Annotated in this window: 13 protein-coding genes; 3 read left to right on the top strand and 10 right to left on the bottom strand. The window is 69.6% G+C overall.

Annotated features, from left to right (window positions below; genetic code table 11):
- The first annotated feature begins 68 nt into the window (after positions 1-68).
- The gene (locus tag ABEA24_RS51860) at positions 69-734 is read left to right on the top strand and encodes a TetR/AcrR family transcriptional regulator C-terminal domain-containing protein (RefSeq protein ID WP_345444019.1); all 666 of its coding nucleotides are present in this window, start codon (positions 69-71) and stop codon (positions 732-734) included.
- An 87-nt stretch (positions 735-821) separates the two neighbouring features.
- Here the strand turns inward: ABEA24_RS51860 and ABEA24_RS51855 are convergent, their stop codons facing one another.
- A complete protein-coding gene (locus ABEA24_RS51855; RefSeq protein ID WP_345444016.1) occupies positions 822-2,138 on the bottom strand; it encodes an MATE family efflux transporter in 1,317 nt (438 codons plus the stop codon).
- 325 nt (positions 2,139-2,463) lie between these two features.
- On the opposite strand from ABEA24_RS51855, the gene dnaB reads away from it, so the two are divergent.
- A complete protein-coding gene (gene dnaB, locus ABEA24_RS51850) occupies positions 2,464-3,816 on the top strand; it encodes a replicative DNA helicase (RefSeq protein ID WP_345444013.1) in 1,353 nt (450 codons plus the stop codon).
- Between the two features lie 192 nt (positions 3,817-4,008).
- Here dnaB and ABEA24_RS51845 read toward each other — a convergent pair whose 3' ends face one another.
- From ABEA24_RS51845 to ABEA24_RS51815, 7 genes are all read right to left on the bottom strand, one after another.
- On the bottom strand, positions 4,009-4,671 hold the full coding sequence (locus ABEA24_RS51845) for a response regulator (protein ID WP_345444011.1): 663 nt from the start codon (positions 4,669-4,671) through the stop codon (positions 4,009-4,011).
- The gene (locus ABEA24_RS51840; RefSeq protein ID WP_345444008.1) at positions 4,668-5,981 is read right to left on the bottom strand and encodes a sensor histidine kinase; all 1,314 of its coding nucleotides are present in this window, start codon (positions 5,979-5,981) and stop codon (positions 4,668-4,670) included. Before ABEA24_RS51840 ends, ABEA24_RS51845 begins: the two co-directional genes overlap by 4 nt.
- Positions 5,982-6,002: 21 nt before the next feature.
- The gene (locus ABEA24_RS51835; protein ID WP_345444005.1) at positions 6,003-6,785 is read right to left on the bottom strand and encodes an ABC transporter permease; all 783 of its coding nucleotides are present in this window, start codon (positions 6,783-6,785) and stop codon (positions 6,003-6,005) included.
- 12 nt (positions 6,786-6,797) lie between these two features.
- Complete coding sequence (locus ABEA24_RS51830) at positions 6,798-7,745, bottom strand: ABC transporter ATP-binding protein (protein WP_345444002.1); 948 nt, start codon at positions 7,743-7,745, stop codon at positions 6,798-6,800.
- 257 nt (positions 7,746-8,002) lie between these two features.
- Positions 8,003-8,776, bottom strand: a complete 774-nt coding sequence (locus ABEA24_RS51825) for an ABC transporter permease (protein WP_345443999.1) — start codon at positions 8,774-8,776, stop codon at positions 8,003-8,005.
- Positions 8,773-9,711 (bottom strand): ATP-binding cassette domain-containing protein, encoded by a 939-nt coding sequence (locus ABEA24_RS51820; protein WP_345443995.1) that lies wholly within the window; start codon positions 9,709-9,711, stop codon positions 8,773-8,775. The genes ABEA24_RS51825 and ABEA24_RS51820 overlap by 4 nt, the downstream gene beginning before the upstream one ends.
- A gap of 26 nt (positions 9,712-9,737) precedes the next feature.
- The gene (locus tag ABEA24_RS51815; protein WP_345443992.1) at positions 9,738-10,403 is read right to left on the bottom strand and encodes a DUF4097 family beta strand repeat-containing protein; all 666 of its coding nucleotides are present in this window, start codon (positions 10,401-10,403) and stop codon (positions 9,738-9,740) included.
- A gap of 231 nt (positions 10,404-10,634) precedes the next feature.
- Here ABEA24_RS51815 and ABEA24_RS51810 point away from each other — a divergent pair, with 231 nt between their 5' ends.
- The gene (locus ABEA24_RS51810) at positions 10,635-11,423 is read left to right on the top strand and encodes a helix-turn-helix domain-containing protein (protein ID WP_345443989.1); all 789 of its coding nucleotides are present in this window, start codon (positions 10,635-10,637) and stop codon (positions 11,421-11,423) included.
- 120 nt (positions 11,424-11,543) lie between these two features.
- On the opposite strand, the gene ABEA24_RS51805 is transcribed toward ABEA24_RS51810, so the two are convergent.
- A complete protein-coding gene (locus ABEA24_RS51805) occupies positions 11,544-11,927 on the bottom strand; it encodes a TIGR03618 family F420-dependent PPOX class oxidoreductase (RefSeq protein WP_345443986.1) in 384 nt (127 codons plus the stop codon).
- Positions 11,928-12,085: 158 nt separating this feature from the next.
- Positions 12,086-12,438: Rossmann-fold NAD(P)-binding domain-containing protein (locus ABEA24_RS51800; RefSeq protein WP_486303937.1), on the bottom strand; the 353-nt coding region annotated here is incomplete at its 5' end.

Below are 12,438 nucleotides of genomic sequence, written 5' to 3'. Positions count from 1 at the left end.
TTAAGTCCTTAACGGTGTTAAGCATGGACTTAACGATGTTAAATTGTCAACAGGGAAGGGAGGCCCCGATGGCGCTCGAACGCGAGACCGTGCTCCGTACGGCCCTGCGCCTGCTCGACGAGGTCGGCCTCGACGGCCTGTCGCTGCGGAGGCTGGCCAAGGAGCTCGGCGTCCAGGCACCGGCGCTGTACTGGCATTTCACGAACAAGCAGGACCTCCTCGACCACCTGGCCGTCTTCGCCAGACAAGAAGCAGGCGTGAGCCTCGGGGTCACGCCCGAGGCCGGTCAGGCGTGGGACGAGTGGCTCGCCGGGGGCATGCGGATGATGCGCCGGGGGATGCTCACGCACCGCGACGGCGCCCGGCTCGCCGCGGGCAACCGGCCGGTCCGCGAGGCCTGGCCGGACATCGAACGCACGCTGAGCGTGCTGGTGGAGGCCGGGTTCGAGCCCGCCGACGCCATACGCGCGGTCCTGGTCCTCGGCCACTTCGTGAGCGGCTTCGTGCTCGACGAGCAGCGTGGCTCCGAACGCGAGGACGACCCGATGCCCGCGCTCGACCCTGCGGAGTTCCCCATCCTCGCCGCCGGCGGAGCCGCCGCCCTCGATCAGGACACACTGTTCGAGTACGGCCTGCAGCGGATGCTGGACGGCATGCGCGCCCAGCTGGCGACCCACGAGGAGTCGGCCGCGGACGGCTCCGGCGGCGAGTTGCCGGATGGCACCCGCGCCTAGTCGGCGTCCGGCGAGGAGTCGGCCGCGGACGGCTCCGGCGGCGAGTTGCCGGATGGCACCCGCGCCTAGTCGGCGTCCGGCGAGGAGTCAGCTGCGGACGGCTCCGGCGACGAGCCAGGCGTTGCTCCGGGCACGCAGGCCCAGGGTGACCAGCCGGGCGGTCATCCAGACGCCCATCGCGAGCCACAGTGACACCAGGCCGCCGCCCAGCGCGTACGCGAGCCACGCCACCGGCAGGAACGCCGCCGTCTGGATCACGCCGGCCACCGCGAGGTACCCCATGTCCCCGGCGCCGATCAGCACACCGTCGAGGACGAAGACCACTCCGGCGATCGGCTGCAGCAGCGCGACGATCACGAGCGCGCTCAGGAGCTGTGACCGTACGGTCGCGTCGCCGGTGAACGCGTCCGGCAGCCAGGGGCGTACGGCGAACAGCGCGAGCGCGAACACAACCCCGCAGGCCACGCCCCACTCGACCATCCGGCGGGTCGCGGAGCGGGCGCCCGCCACGTCGCCCGCGCCGAGCTGCCGGCCGGTGATCGCCTGCCCGGCGATCGCGATCGCGTCCAGCGCGAACGCCATGAACGTCCAGACGTTCGCCGCGATCTGGTGGGCGGCGATCTGGGCGTCACCCAGCCGCGCTGCCACCATGGTCGCGACGACCAGGACGACGCGCAGGCTGAGCGTACGGATGAGGAGGCCCACGCCGGCCGTCGCGGACGCCCGGAGCCCGCGCAGGTCCGGGCGCAGGGGCGCGTCGTACGTCCGCGCGCCGCGTACCACCATGACGACGTACACGGCGGCTCCGCCGGTCTGGGCCACGACGGTGCCCCAGGCCGATCCCGCGATCCCCCACCCCAGCACCAGGACGAACAGGGCATTGAGTCCCGCGTTGACGGCGAACATCCCCACCGACACGAACAGCGGCGTCCTGGTGTCCTGCAGGCCGCGCAGCACCCCGGTCCCGGCCAGCACGATCAGCATCCCGGGCACCCCGAGCAGGCTGACGTGGACGTACGTCTCCGCCTGAGGCGCGATCACGGCCGACGCGCCGAACGCGTGGACGACCGCCGGGACGAGCGGCCGCCCGGCGACGATGAGCACGACCCCGATGAGGGCGGCGAGCCAGATCCCGTCGACGCCCTGGCGCACGGCGGCCCGATGGTTCCCGGCGCCGACCTGGCGGGAGACGGAGGCGGTGGTCCCGTACGCGAGGAACACGCACAGGTTGACCAGCGTGCCGAGGATCTGCCCGGCCACCCCGAGCGCGCCGAGGGAGACGGTGCCGAGACGGCCGACGATCACCGAGTCGGTGAGCAGGAACAGCGGCTCGGCAACAAGCGCGCCGAAGGCCGGAACCGCGAGTCGGAGGATCTCCCGGTCGTGGGGGTGCCGGAACGTCATGATGTGCCACTGTAACCGACAAATGTGAGTTGACGCTTACTCTGTCCTGTGGGTGACCCTGTGGATGACCGTCGCCAGAACTTTCTCCCGCCCACAGGTGGTGGATGGAGTATTACCAGCTCAGCGCGGCCTTTCGGTAGGGCGATCCGATCATCCACAAGTTATCCACAGGCGATGTGCACAGTCGGATCGGCGTGTTTGCACAGGCCGTCCACAGAGCCCTCCACAGATCGTTTTGCCAACCCTCCGGTATCGGCCGCAGACTGTCAGACCCGGGGGGTAGACGTGGAAGACGTGAACGATTGAGGCGGTTGGGGGTGCCGGAATGAGCGTCACCGAGATGCCGTCACACGAGCAGGAGTTCGAGCGCACGCCGCCGCACGATCTCGCCGCCGAGCAGTGCGTCCTGGGCAGCATGCTGCTGTCCCCGACGGCCATCTCCGAGGTCATCGAGATGGTCCAGAGCCGTGACTTCTACCGGCCCGCCCACCAGACCGTGTTCGAGCGGGTGCTCGACCTGTACGGCCGGGGCGACCCGGTCGACGCCATCACGGTCAAGGACGAGCTGCTCAAGCGCGGCGAGCTCAGCCGCATCGGCGACGCCCCCTACCTCCACACGCTCGTCGCGTCGGTGCCCACCGCGGCCAACGCCGGCTACTACGCCAAGATCGTCCAGGAGAAGGCCGTCCTGCGCCGCCTCGTCGAGGTCGGCACTCGCATCGCCCAGCTCGGATACAGCACCGACGGCGCCGACGCCGACGCACTCCTCGACCGGGCGCAGGCCGAGGTCTACGCCATCGCCGACAAGCGGTCCGGCGAGGACTACGCGCCGCTCAGCGACATCATGCCCGGGGCCCTCGACGAGATCGAGGCGATCGGCAGCCGCGGCGGCCAGATGGTCGGCGTCCCCACCGGCTTCACCGACCTGGACGCCCTCACCAACGGCCTCCATTCCGGACAAATGATCATCATCGCCGCTCGTCCGGCAATTGGTAAGTCGACCTTGGCTCTCGACCTTGCTCGGGCGGCGGCGATCAAGCATCAGCTGGCGACCGTGGTGTTCTCCCTGGAAATGGGGCGCAACGAGATCACCATGCGACTGCTGTCGGCCGAGGCGCGGGTCGCGCTGCACGCCATGCGATCCGGCTCGATGAACGACGAGGACTGGACCCGCCTGGCCCGGCGGATGAGCGAGGTCGCCGAGGCGCCGCTGTTCATCGACGACTCGCCGAACATGTCGATGATGGAGATCCGCGCCAAGTGCCGGCGGCTCAAGCAGCAGCACGACCTGCGCCTGGTCATCATCGACTATCTGCAGCTCATGACGTCCGGCAAGCGGGTGGAGAGCCGCCAGGTCGAGGTCTCGGAGTTCTCCCGGTCGCTGAAGCTTCTCGCCAAGGAGCTCGAGGTCCCGGTGATCGCGCTCTCCCAGCTCAACCGTGGCCCCGAACAGCGAACGGACAAGAAGCCCATGGTGTCCGACCTTCGCGAATCGGGATCGATCGAGCAGGATGCGGACATGGTCATCCTGCTGCACCGCGAGGACGCCTATGAGAAGGAGTCCCCGCGGGCAGGCGAGGCCGACCTGATCGTGGCCAAGCACCGTAACGGCCCGACCGCCACCGTCACCGTCGCCTTCCAGGGCCACTACAGCCGCTTCGTCGACATGGCCCACTGACGACGGCCTCGTTGTAGGGTCCGCGTTTTCGTGAGCACTGGCGGGCGACCGGCGACTCGGTTGGGGTTGGGTCGCCGTGGCCGGGCGGTTTATTCGGCGAGGTCGGCGGCTTGTTCGCGGAGGGTGCGCGGGTGAGCGGTCCTGGCGGGACCGCGGCGGCACGACGGTGGTGACCAGGCCCTCACATGGGCGTCACGGGTGTTCCGGTGTATCGGGGGTGAGCAGGCCCCGGTTGAACGCCTCGGCGACCGCCGCGGCGCGGTCGCCGACCCCGAGCTTGGCGTAGATGTTCACCAGGTGGGTCTTGACGGTGGCCTCGCTGATGAACAGCTTGGCCGCCGCGTCCCGGTTGGTGGTTCCGGCCGCGACCAGTTCCAGGATCTCGAGCTCTCGCCGGCTGAGCGGCTTGGTCTCGGGCTCCCGGACCCGGCTCATCAGCCGGGTCGCCACCGACGGCGAGAGCACCGCCTGACCGTGGGCCGCCGCGCGTACCGCCCGCAGCAGTTCGTCGCGGGGAGCGTCCTTGAGCAGATAGCCGGTGGCACCCGCCTCGATCGCCGGCAGGACGTAGCTGTCGGTGTCGTAGGTGGTCAGCACGAGCACGCGCGCGGTGATGCCCCGACGGGCCAGCTCGGTGATCGCGGTCAGGCCGTCCACGCCGGGCATCCGCAGGTCCATCAGGATCACGTCGGGTGTGAGGGCCTGGGCGAGCCGGATCGCCTCGGCGCCGTCGCCGGCCTCGCCGAGCACCTCGAAGCCCGGGTCGCGCGCGAACATGCCGCTCAACCCGTCCCTGACCACGGGGTGGTCATCCGCGATCAGCAGCCTGATCGGGGCGCCGGTCGCGGGGTTCATGCGCCGACTCCCGCGGGCGCGGCCGGGATGCAGGCCGAGATGGCCGTGCCGGCACCCGGTTCCGATTCGACCTGGAGCGTCCCGGACAGGCTCTCGATACGCTGCCGCATCGCGACCAGGCCGAACCCGCCACCCGGCGCGCCCGCGTCGGGACGCCGCGGACCGTCATCTCCCACGCCCGGCCGACCGCCGCCGTCGCCGAACCGGTCCGGTTCGAAGCCCCTGCCGTCGTCACGCACGTCCAACGCGACCTCGTTCTCCATGTAGGACAGTGTCAGCCCGACGTTGGTCGCCCGCGCGTGCTTGGCGACGTTCGCCAGTGCCTCCTGCGCCGTGCGCAGCAGCGCGACATCGGCCTCCGGCGGCATCGACCGTGCCGTGCCGGTCGTGGTGACCTGGACCGCGATGCCGTGCAGCGCCGACCAGCGCTCGGCGACGTCGGCCAGCGCCTCGCTCAGCCGTGCCGCCTCCAGCGGCTCGGGACGCAGCGCGTGGACCGACCGTCGTGCCTCGGACAGGCTCTCCCTGGCCAGCCCGGTCGCTGCCTGAACATGCCGGCGCCACAGCGCCGGATCATCGGCGAACTGCTCGGCCGCCTGCAGTTGGGTGATGATCCCGGTGAGCCCCTGCGCCAGCGTGTCGTGGATCTCGCGGGCCATCCGCTGCCGCTCGTCGGCGACCCCGGCCTCCCTCGCCTGGGTCAGCAACTGCTGCTGCAGGCCGGCGTTCTCGGCCAGGCTCGCCTCGAGCCTGAGGTTGGCCTCGCTCACCTCCGCGAGGGCTTGCTCACGCAGTTCGTCGTGCTCCTCGCCCTTCTGGCCGAGCCAGGCCAGACCACACATCGGAATGATGTTCACGGCGAGGACGGCCAGGTAGCCGAGTACGCCGAAGACGTTCGTCTTCGGCACGTCGGCCGCCTGCGCGGTGCCCGCCACGATCGCCACCCCGCTGATGGCGGCCAGTTCCGACGGCCAGGAGAAGAACCGGAAGGAGTAGAAGTAGCCGGCGGGTGTGAACAACCCGAACCAGGGATCCCTGATCACCAGGATCGCCATGAGCACGATCAGCACGCTCACGAACAGCCCCATCACCCGCGGGCGCTCCCGCCAGGCCGGATGCAGCGTGAACATCCACAGCATCCACGCCGCCGTCAGCGCGCACAGCGCGAGATCGATGGCGAAGGAGTCGCCGTTGGACCGTCTGATCGCCACCGTGACACCGGTCGGGATCGCCAGCAGCACGTAGGGCACGACGGTCACCATCGGAAGCGATCGCCGATTCCATTGGGTGCGGGGCATCGGATTGCTCATCCGCGTCCTTCCCGCCGCAACCTATTCCCAGCGGAACAATCTAGCGCTGGCCAGCCCGAACACCACCGCGTACGCCGCCATGACCAGCAGTTGCTGCGGGTGCGGCCAGTGCCCCTCGGACGCCCTCTGCAGCGCCTGGACCGCCGCCCCGAGCGGGGTGCCATGACTGATGTAGCGCAGGAGCTTGGGCATCTGGGCGATGGGCACCCACAGGCCGGCGAAGAACATCATCGGGAAGAACAGGATCGTGCCGATCGCCTGCGCGGCCCGCCCGCTCCCGGCGGTCGCGGCGACGAACAGGCCGACCGCAAGCAGCGCGGCGGCGGCGAGCAGCACGGCGATGACGAACCCGGCGAGCTGCTTCGGCAGGGCCACGCCGTACCCCAGTCTGGCCACCACAAGGATCACGATCACCACGACCACCGTGACGGCGAAGTTGACCGCGAGCTGGGCGGTGAGCAGCCGGACCGGGCCCATCGGCGTCGTCCGCAGCCGACGCAGGATGCCTTTCTCCCGGTAGCCGGCCAGCACCATCGGCAGCGCGCTGAGCGCGAGGATCGCGATCGAGAACGCGATCAGAACGGGCACGTAGATATCGAGAGTGGTGGCGCCGCCGAAGTCCTTCTGCGGCTTGTTGAAGGAGTGGATGCTCCCGAAGATGATCAGCAGCAGCAGCGGGAATCCGACGCCCCAGATGGGCCCGACCCGCTCGCGGATGAAGAGCTTCAGCTCGGTGACGGTGAGCCGCCAGAGCCCAGGACGCGACGCGGCCGTCGGCGGTGCTGCGGTGGTGGTGACGGACATGACCATTTCCTCCTAGTCCTGGCCGGGTCGGCTCTGGCTCGCGTGCTGCCCGGTCTCCGGGTGCCGTCCGGTCAGCGCGATGAAGGCGTCCTCCAGGCTGGCCTGCTCCACGCGCAGCTGCTGCGCCACGATGTTGTTGCGGGCCAGCACGGAGGTGACCGCGTTCAGCGCGTTGTCGTTGCCCGTGACCACCACGACATCGCCCCTGTGGATGACGCCGGTCACGTCCGGCAGGCTGGTCAGCAGCGTCTCGTCGAACGGTACGGACGGCCGGAAGCGGATCCGCTGTTCGGTCTGGACCCGCTCGGTCAGCCCGTCCGGGGTGTCCACCGCGACGACGCGGCCCGTGTCGATCAGCGCGATCCGGTCACACAGCCGCTCGGCCTCCTCCATGAAGTGGGTGACGAGCACGATCGTGACGCCGCGGGAGCGCACGTCCTCGATCAGCTGCCAGGTGTCGCGTCTGGCCTGCGGGTCGAGGCCGGTGGTCAGCTCGTCGAGCACCGCCACCCGCGGGTTCCCGACCAGCGCCAGCGCGATCGACAGCCGCTGCTTCTGACCGCCGGACAGCTTCCCGTACCTGGTCGAGCTCTTGCTCGCGAGCCCGAGCGCGTCCATCAGCGCACGCCAGTCCGCCGGTGCCCGGTAGAAGGAGCTGTAGAGCGCGAGCGCCTCCCCGACCTTCAACCGGTTGGGCAGCTCGCCGTCCTGGAGCTGCACACCGAGCCCCTGGGTCAGCTCGGCGCGGTCCCGCTGCGGGTCGAGCCCGAGCACGCTGATCTCGCCCCGGTCCGGCCTGCGCAACCCCTCGACGCACTCCACCGTCGTGGTCTTGCCCGCGCCGTTGGGGCCGAGGATCCCGAAGATCTCCCCCTCCTGGACGGTGAAGGAGACATCGTCGACCGCCACGGTGTCCCCGTAGCTCTTGTGCAGGTTCTGCACCTCGATCACTGCTGGCATGCGGTAGCCCTTCCGGCATTCCGGTCTATCGCGGTCATGTGCCTTCAGCCTCGCGAAATCCGCCCGGACGCGGCATCGACCGCCCGTTGAAACACCGGACGGACCGGACGGTTGAGCGGATCCACCGATCGGTTGACCCGCGAACCGTGATCGTGAACCCATCAGCCGCTGGATCCGCTCCTTGACCGTGCGACGGGTGAAAAGGCTCAGGGCCGTCAGACCCGTTGGTCTGACGGCCCTGTTCGGCCGGTTCATGGTCAGGCCTTGTTGAAGGTCTTCTTGGCCCAGAGGTAGGAGACGGCGGCGAGGCCGGTGCACCAGGCGATGGCGATGGCGGCGCTGTTGCCGATCGGGGTGCCGAGGAGGAGTCCGCGTACGGTTTCCATGATCGGGGTGAAGGGCTGGTACTCGGCGAACCAGCGGAGGGCGGTGGGCATGGAGTCGGTGGGGACGAAGCCGCTGCCGAGGAAGGGCAGGAAGACCAGGGGCATCGGGGCGTTGCTGGCGGCTTCGGGAGTGGGGGACTTCAGGCCGAGGGCGACCGACAGCCAGGTGATGGCCACGACGAACAGGGTGAGCATCCCGGCGGCGGCCAGCCATTCGACGGGGGTGGCGTTGGGCCGGAACCCGATGGCGAGGGCGATGCCGACGACCACGGCCATGCCGAGGAGTTGCTGGATGACGCTGGCGACGACGTGGCCGGTGAGGACCGAGGCCCGGGAGATCCGCATGGTGCGGAAGCGGGCGATGATGCCTTCGGTCATGTCGGTGGCGACCATGACGGCGGTTCCGGTCGCGGCCGTGGCGGCCGCCATGAGCAGGATGCCGGGGACGACGTAGTTGATGTAGGCGTCGCGGCTGCCGCCGAGGCCCTTGCCGAGGGTGCCGCCGAAGACGTAGACGAACAGGATCAGGATGATGACGGGCGTGACGATCAGCTGCACGGTCATGGACGGGTAGCGGATCAGGCGCTTGAGCTGGCGCCGGACCATGGTGGCCGAGTCGCGCGTGGCGAGGGTGAGGGTGCTCATCGGGTGGCCTCCTTGTTCTGGCCGGTGAGGGTGAGGAAGACGTCGTCGAGGTCGGGGGTGTGGACGCTCATTTCGGCGACGTCGATCGAGCATTCGTCCAGGAGGGCGAGCAGTTCGCGGATCGCGCGTACGCTGCCGTCGCTCGGCACCTGCAGGGTGAGCGCCTCGGTGTCGGCGATCCCTGCGTCGAGGAGGTTGCGAGCGGCGTCGAGCAACTGCGTGTCGGCGAAGGTGAGCTCGATGTGGCCGCCGGGGATGAGCCGCTTGAGCTCTTCGGCGGTGCCTTCGGCGATCAGCCGTCCGTGGTCGAGGACGGCGATGCGGTCGGCGAGCTCGTCGGCTTCCTCCAGGTACTGCGTGGTCAGGAAGATGGTGACGCCGTTCTTGACGAGTTCACGCACGATCTGCCACATGGCGCGGCGGCTGCGCGGGTCGAGGCCGGTGGTGGGCTCGTCCAGGAAGATCAGGCGCGGGTCGCCGACCAGGGTCATCGCCAGGTCGAGCCGGCGCTGCATGCCGCCGGAGTAGGTGGCGGCGGGCTTGCCGGCCGCGTCGACCAGGTCGAAGCGCTCCAGCAGCTCGGCGGCCTTGCGCTTGCCGTCCCTGCGGGTCAGGTGCTTGAGGTCGGCCATGAGGAGCAGGTTCTCCTCGCCGGTGAGCAGCTTGTCGACGGCCGAGTACTGGCCGGTGACGCCGATCGCGCCGCGTACGTCGTCGGCTTGGCGGTTCAGGTCGTATCCGGCGACCTGGACGGTGCCGTCGTCGGCGCGGATCAGGGTGGACAGGATCTGCACGGTGGTGGTCTTGCCGGCGCCGTTCGGGCCGAGCAGGGAGAAGATCGTTCCTTCGGGGACGGCCAGGTCGACGCCGTCGAGCACGACTTTGTCGCCGTAGGACTTGCGCAGCCCGGTCGCCGCGATGGCCAGGTCGGTCATGGTGATGCTCCTTTGGAGGCTGCGGGTCAGAGGCTGCGGGCGGTGATGTCGCCGTTGGAGGTGGTGGCGCGGATGTCCAGGTCGGCGGTGCCGTCGTTCTTCAGGGCGTTGCTGACACGGCCGTGGCTGGTGCCGGCGTCCAGGGCGGCCGAGACGCCGGCGGCGGCGGTGACCGAGATGTCGCCGGACTGGGTGACCAGCGTGAGGGTGCCGCCCATGGCCTCGGCGATCCGGATGTCACCCCGTGCGGTGCTGATCTGGCCAGGACCGCCGAGGCGGCCGACCTCGACGTCGCCGTCGGTCGCGGTCAGGCGGACGCTGGTGGCCTCGTCGATCTTGATCTGGCGGTACGCGCCGTCGAAGGCGACGTCACCGAGCCGTCCCACGGCCCGCAGCTCGGTGCTGGCCGCCTTGGCCTCGACCCGGGACCCGGTCGGCAGCTTGATGGTCACCTCGACGGCCCCCGACGGACCGAAGTACTGGTTCGTCGCCGCCGCGCTCTCGACCCGCAGGACACCGTCGCCGTAGCTGACCGTGGTCTGCTCCGCCGCCTTCACATCACGGCCCTTGGAGGCGTTGGCGGGCAGGACCTCGACCGTGGTGTCGGCCCGGTCGCCGGCGAGGAAGGTGACGCGCCCCGCGGGGATGTCCAGGACGGCGGCGATCGGGGTGGGGGTGTCGAACTTGTTCATCGTGCTCTCCTGTGCTCGTTCTTTCTGACACCGGAAACGCTACGTTGCTTTCCAGATCTAGGCAACGAGATCTTTGCTTAGAAGAAGCATCTATGCAGGTAGAAGCACAATAATCATTGCAACCGCTTCGCATTTAACGCAACGACAGGAAAGTTGAACGTTGCAATGTATTGAAGATGAACGCTATGGTGAAGGCGTCAGGAACACCAGGCAGGCATGAAGGGGGTCGTGATGCCGGGAGGCAGACTCACCCAGCAGGAACGCCAGCAGATCGCGTTGGGGCTGGCCGACGGCCTGGCCTACGCCGAGATCGCCCGGCGTCTCGATCGTCCGACCTCGACGATCACGCGTGAGGTGATGCGGAACGGAGGCCCCACCGGCTACCGCGCCGACCTGGCCCACCGCGCCACCCAGCAGCGCACCCACCGGCGCAGGCAGGCCGAGACCCGGGGGCCGCAGACGCCCCGGTTGAATGAGGACGGACGCGACGCCGAGGTCGTGCGCGAGTACGAGGAGATGCTCACCACCGTCCTCATGCAATCGGGCCTGTCCAAGATGCCGGCCCGGGTGCTGGCCTGCCTCTACACCACCGACTCCGGCAGCCTCACCGCCTCCGGACTCGCCCAGCGCCTCCAGGTCAGCCCGGCGACCATCTCCAAAGCGATCACGTTCCTGGAGGGCCTGGCCCTCGTTCGCAGGGAACGCGACGAACGCCGCCGCGAGCGCTACATCGTCGACGACGACCTCTGGTACCAGTCGATGATCCGCAGCGCCCGATCCAACGACCAGTTCATCGAGACCGCACGCCAAGGCGTCGCCATCCTCGGCCCCGGCACCCCGGCCGCCACCCGCCTGGAGAACGCCGCCCGCTTCCTCGACTTCGTCCACGAGAGCCTTCTCCGCGCCACGGAGCAGGCCCGCGAGGTCCTCTACATCAAACCCGAACCGACCTCAGACGGCACCGCCAAGCCGCCATCCGCGCCTCAGCGCCCCGGTGAGTTGGCCGACGCTGATTCGTGAACCGCCAGCCCGTGACCTGGGGAAACTTCACCAGGTCACGGGCCCGTCAGACGCCGTCGAAGTACCGCTCCGGATCGCCGTCATCCGTTCCCGCGCGGTCGACCACAGAGCGCTCGCGCACTATCGCCAAAGGCCCATCACCCGATCGACCGCGATCTCGATCACCACGAGCCCGGGTGGGGCGGGTGGTGGCGTCCCGTAGCGGCCGGCGTATCGGCGTATCCCCTCGGCCAGCCGACGGGGGTCGTCGGACACGGTCGCGGAGCCCTCGAGCGTGATCCAGCGAGGGCCCACCACCTGGCAGATCGCGGCTCGGCTCCCTGGAGCGGCGAGGTTCCCGGCCTTGCGGCGCGACCCCACCGTCATGACCCGTGCGGTCGCGCCGTCCCAGGTGAACCGTACGGGGGCCACGTGCGGGGTGCCGTCGGGGCGCAAGGTCGTCAGCGTGCACACATGCGGCTCCGCCAGGAAGGCCTCGGCGGAGGAGGGCAGTGGCAGGGACATGGCACTCATCCTCGACAGATCCCATCCGGAGTGGTCATGGCGCTCTTTCGTGACGGGCCGGAGCCGTGCTCGGCCTCCGGCGGGGGAACGGTCGCCGCGACACGGCGGTGGCCGGCCTCGCGTCGTACGGGTGCGCGAGACCGGCCGGCGGAACAGGTTCAGCGGAAGGCGGCGATGTTGCGGGCCGCCCAGTCGGCGAACGTACGGGCCGGGCGGCCGAGGACCTGCTCGATGTGGGGGCTCACGCGCTGCTCGGCGGGCATCGGCTCGCCGAGGATGGAGAGGGTGCCCTCCACGACGGGCTCGGGCATGAACTGCAGCATCTGGGCCCGGGCCTCCGCACGGGTCTGCTCGACGAACCGCACCGCTGTTCCGAGCGCGTCTCCGATCGCCTGAGTCCGCTCGCGTGGAGTGGTCGACGCCGGCCCGGTGAGCTCGTACGTCTGGCCGGTGTGTTCCTCCTGGACCAGGACCGCGGCCGCGACCTCGGCGAGGTCGTCCGGGTCGACGG

This window comes from Actinoallomurus vinaceus, assembly GCF_039542055.1.
GTDB lineage: Bacteria > Actinomycetota > Actinomycetes > Streptosporangiales > Streptosporangiaceae > Actinoallomurus > Actinoallomurus vinaceus.
The sequence above is the reverse complement of the archived record's forward strand: the minus strand, read 5'-3'. Positions and strand labels throughout refer to the sequence as shown.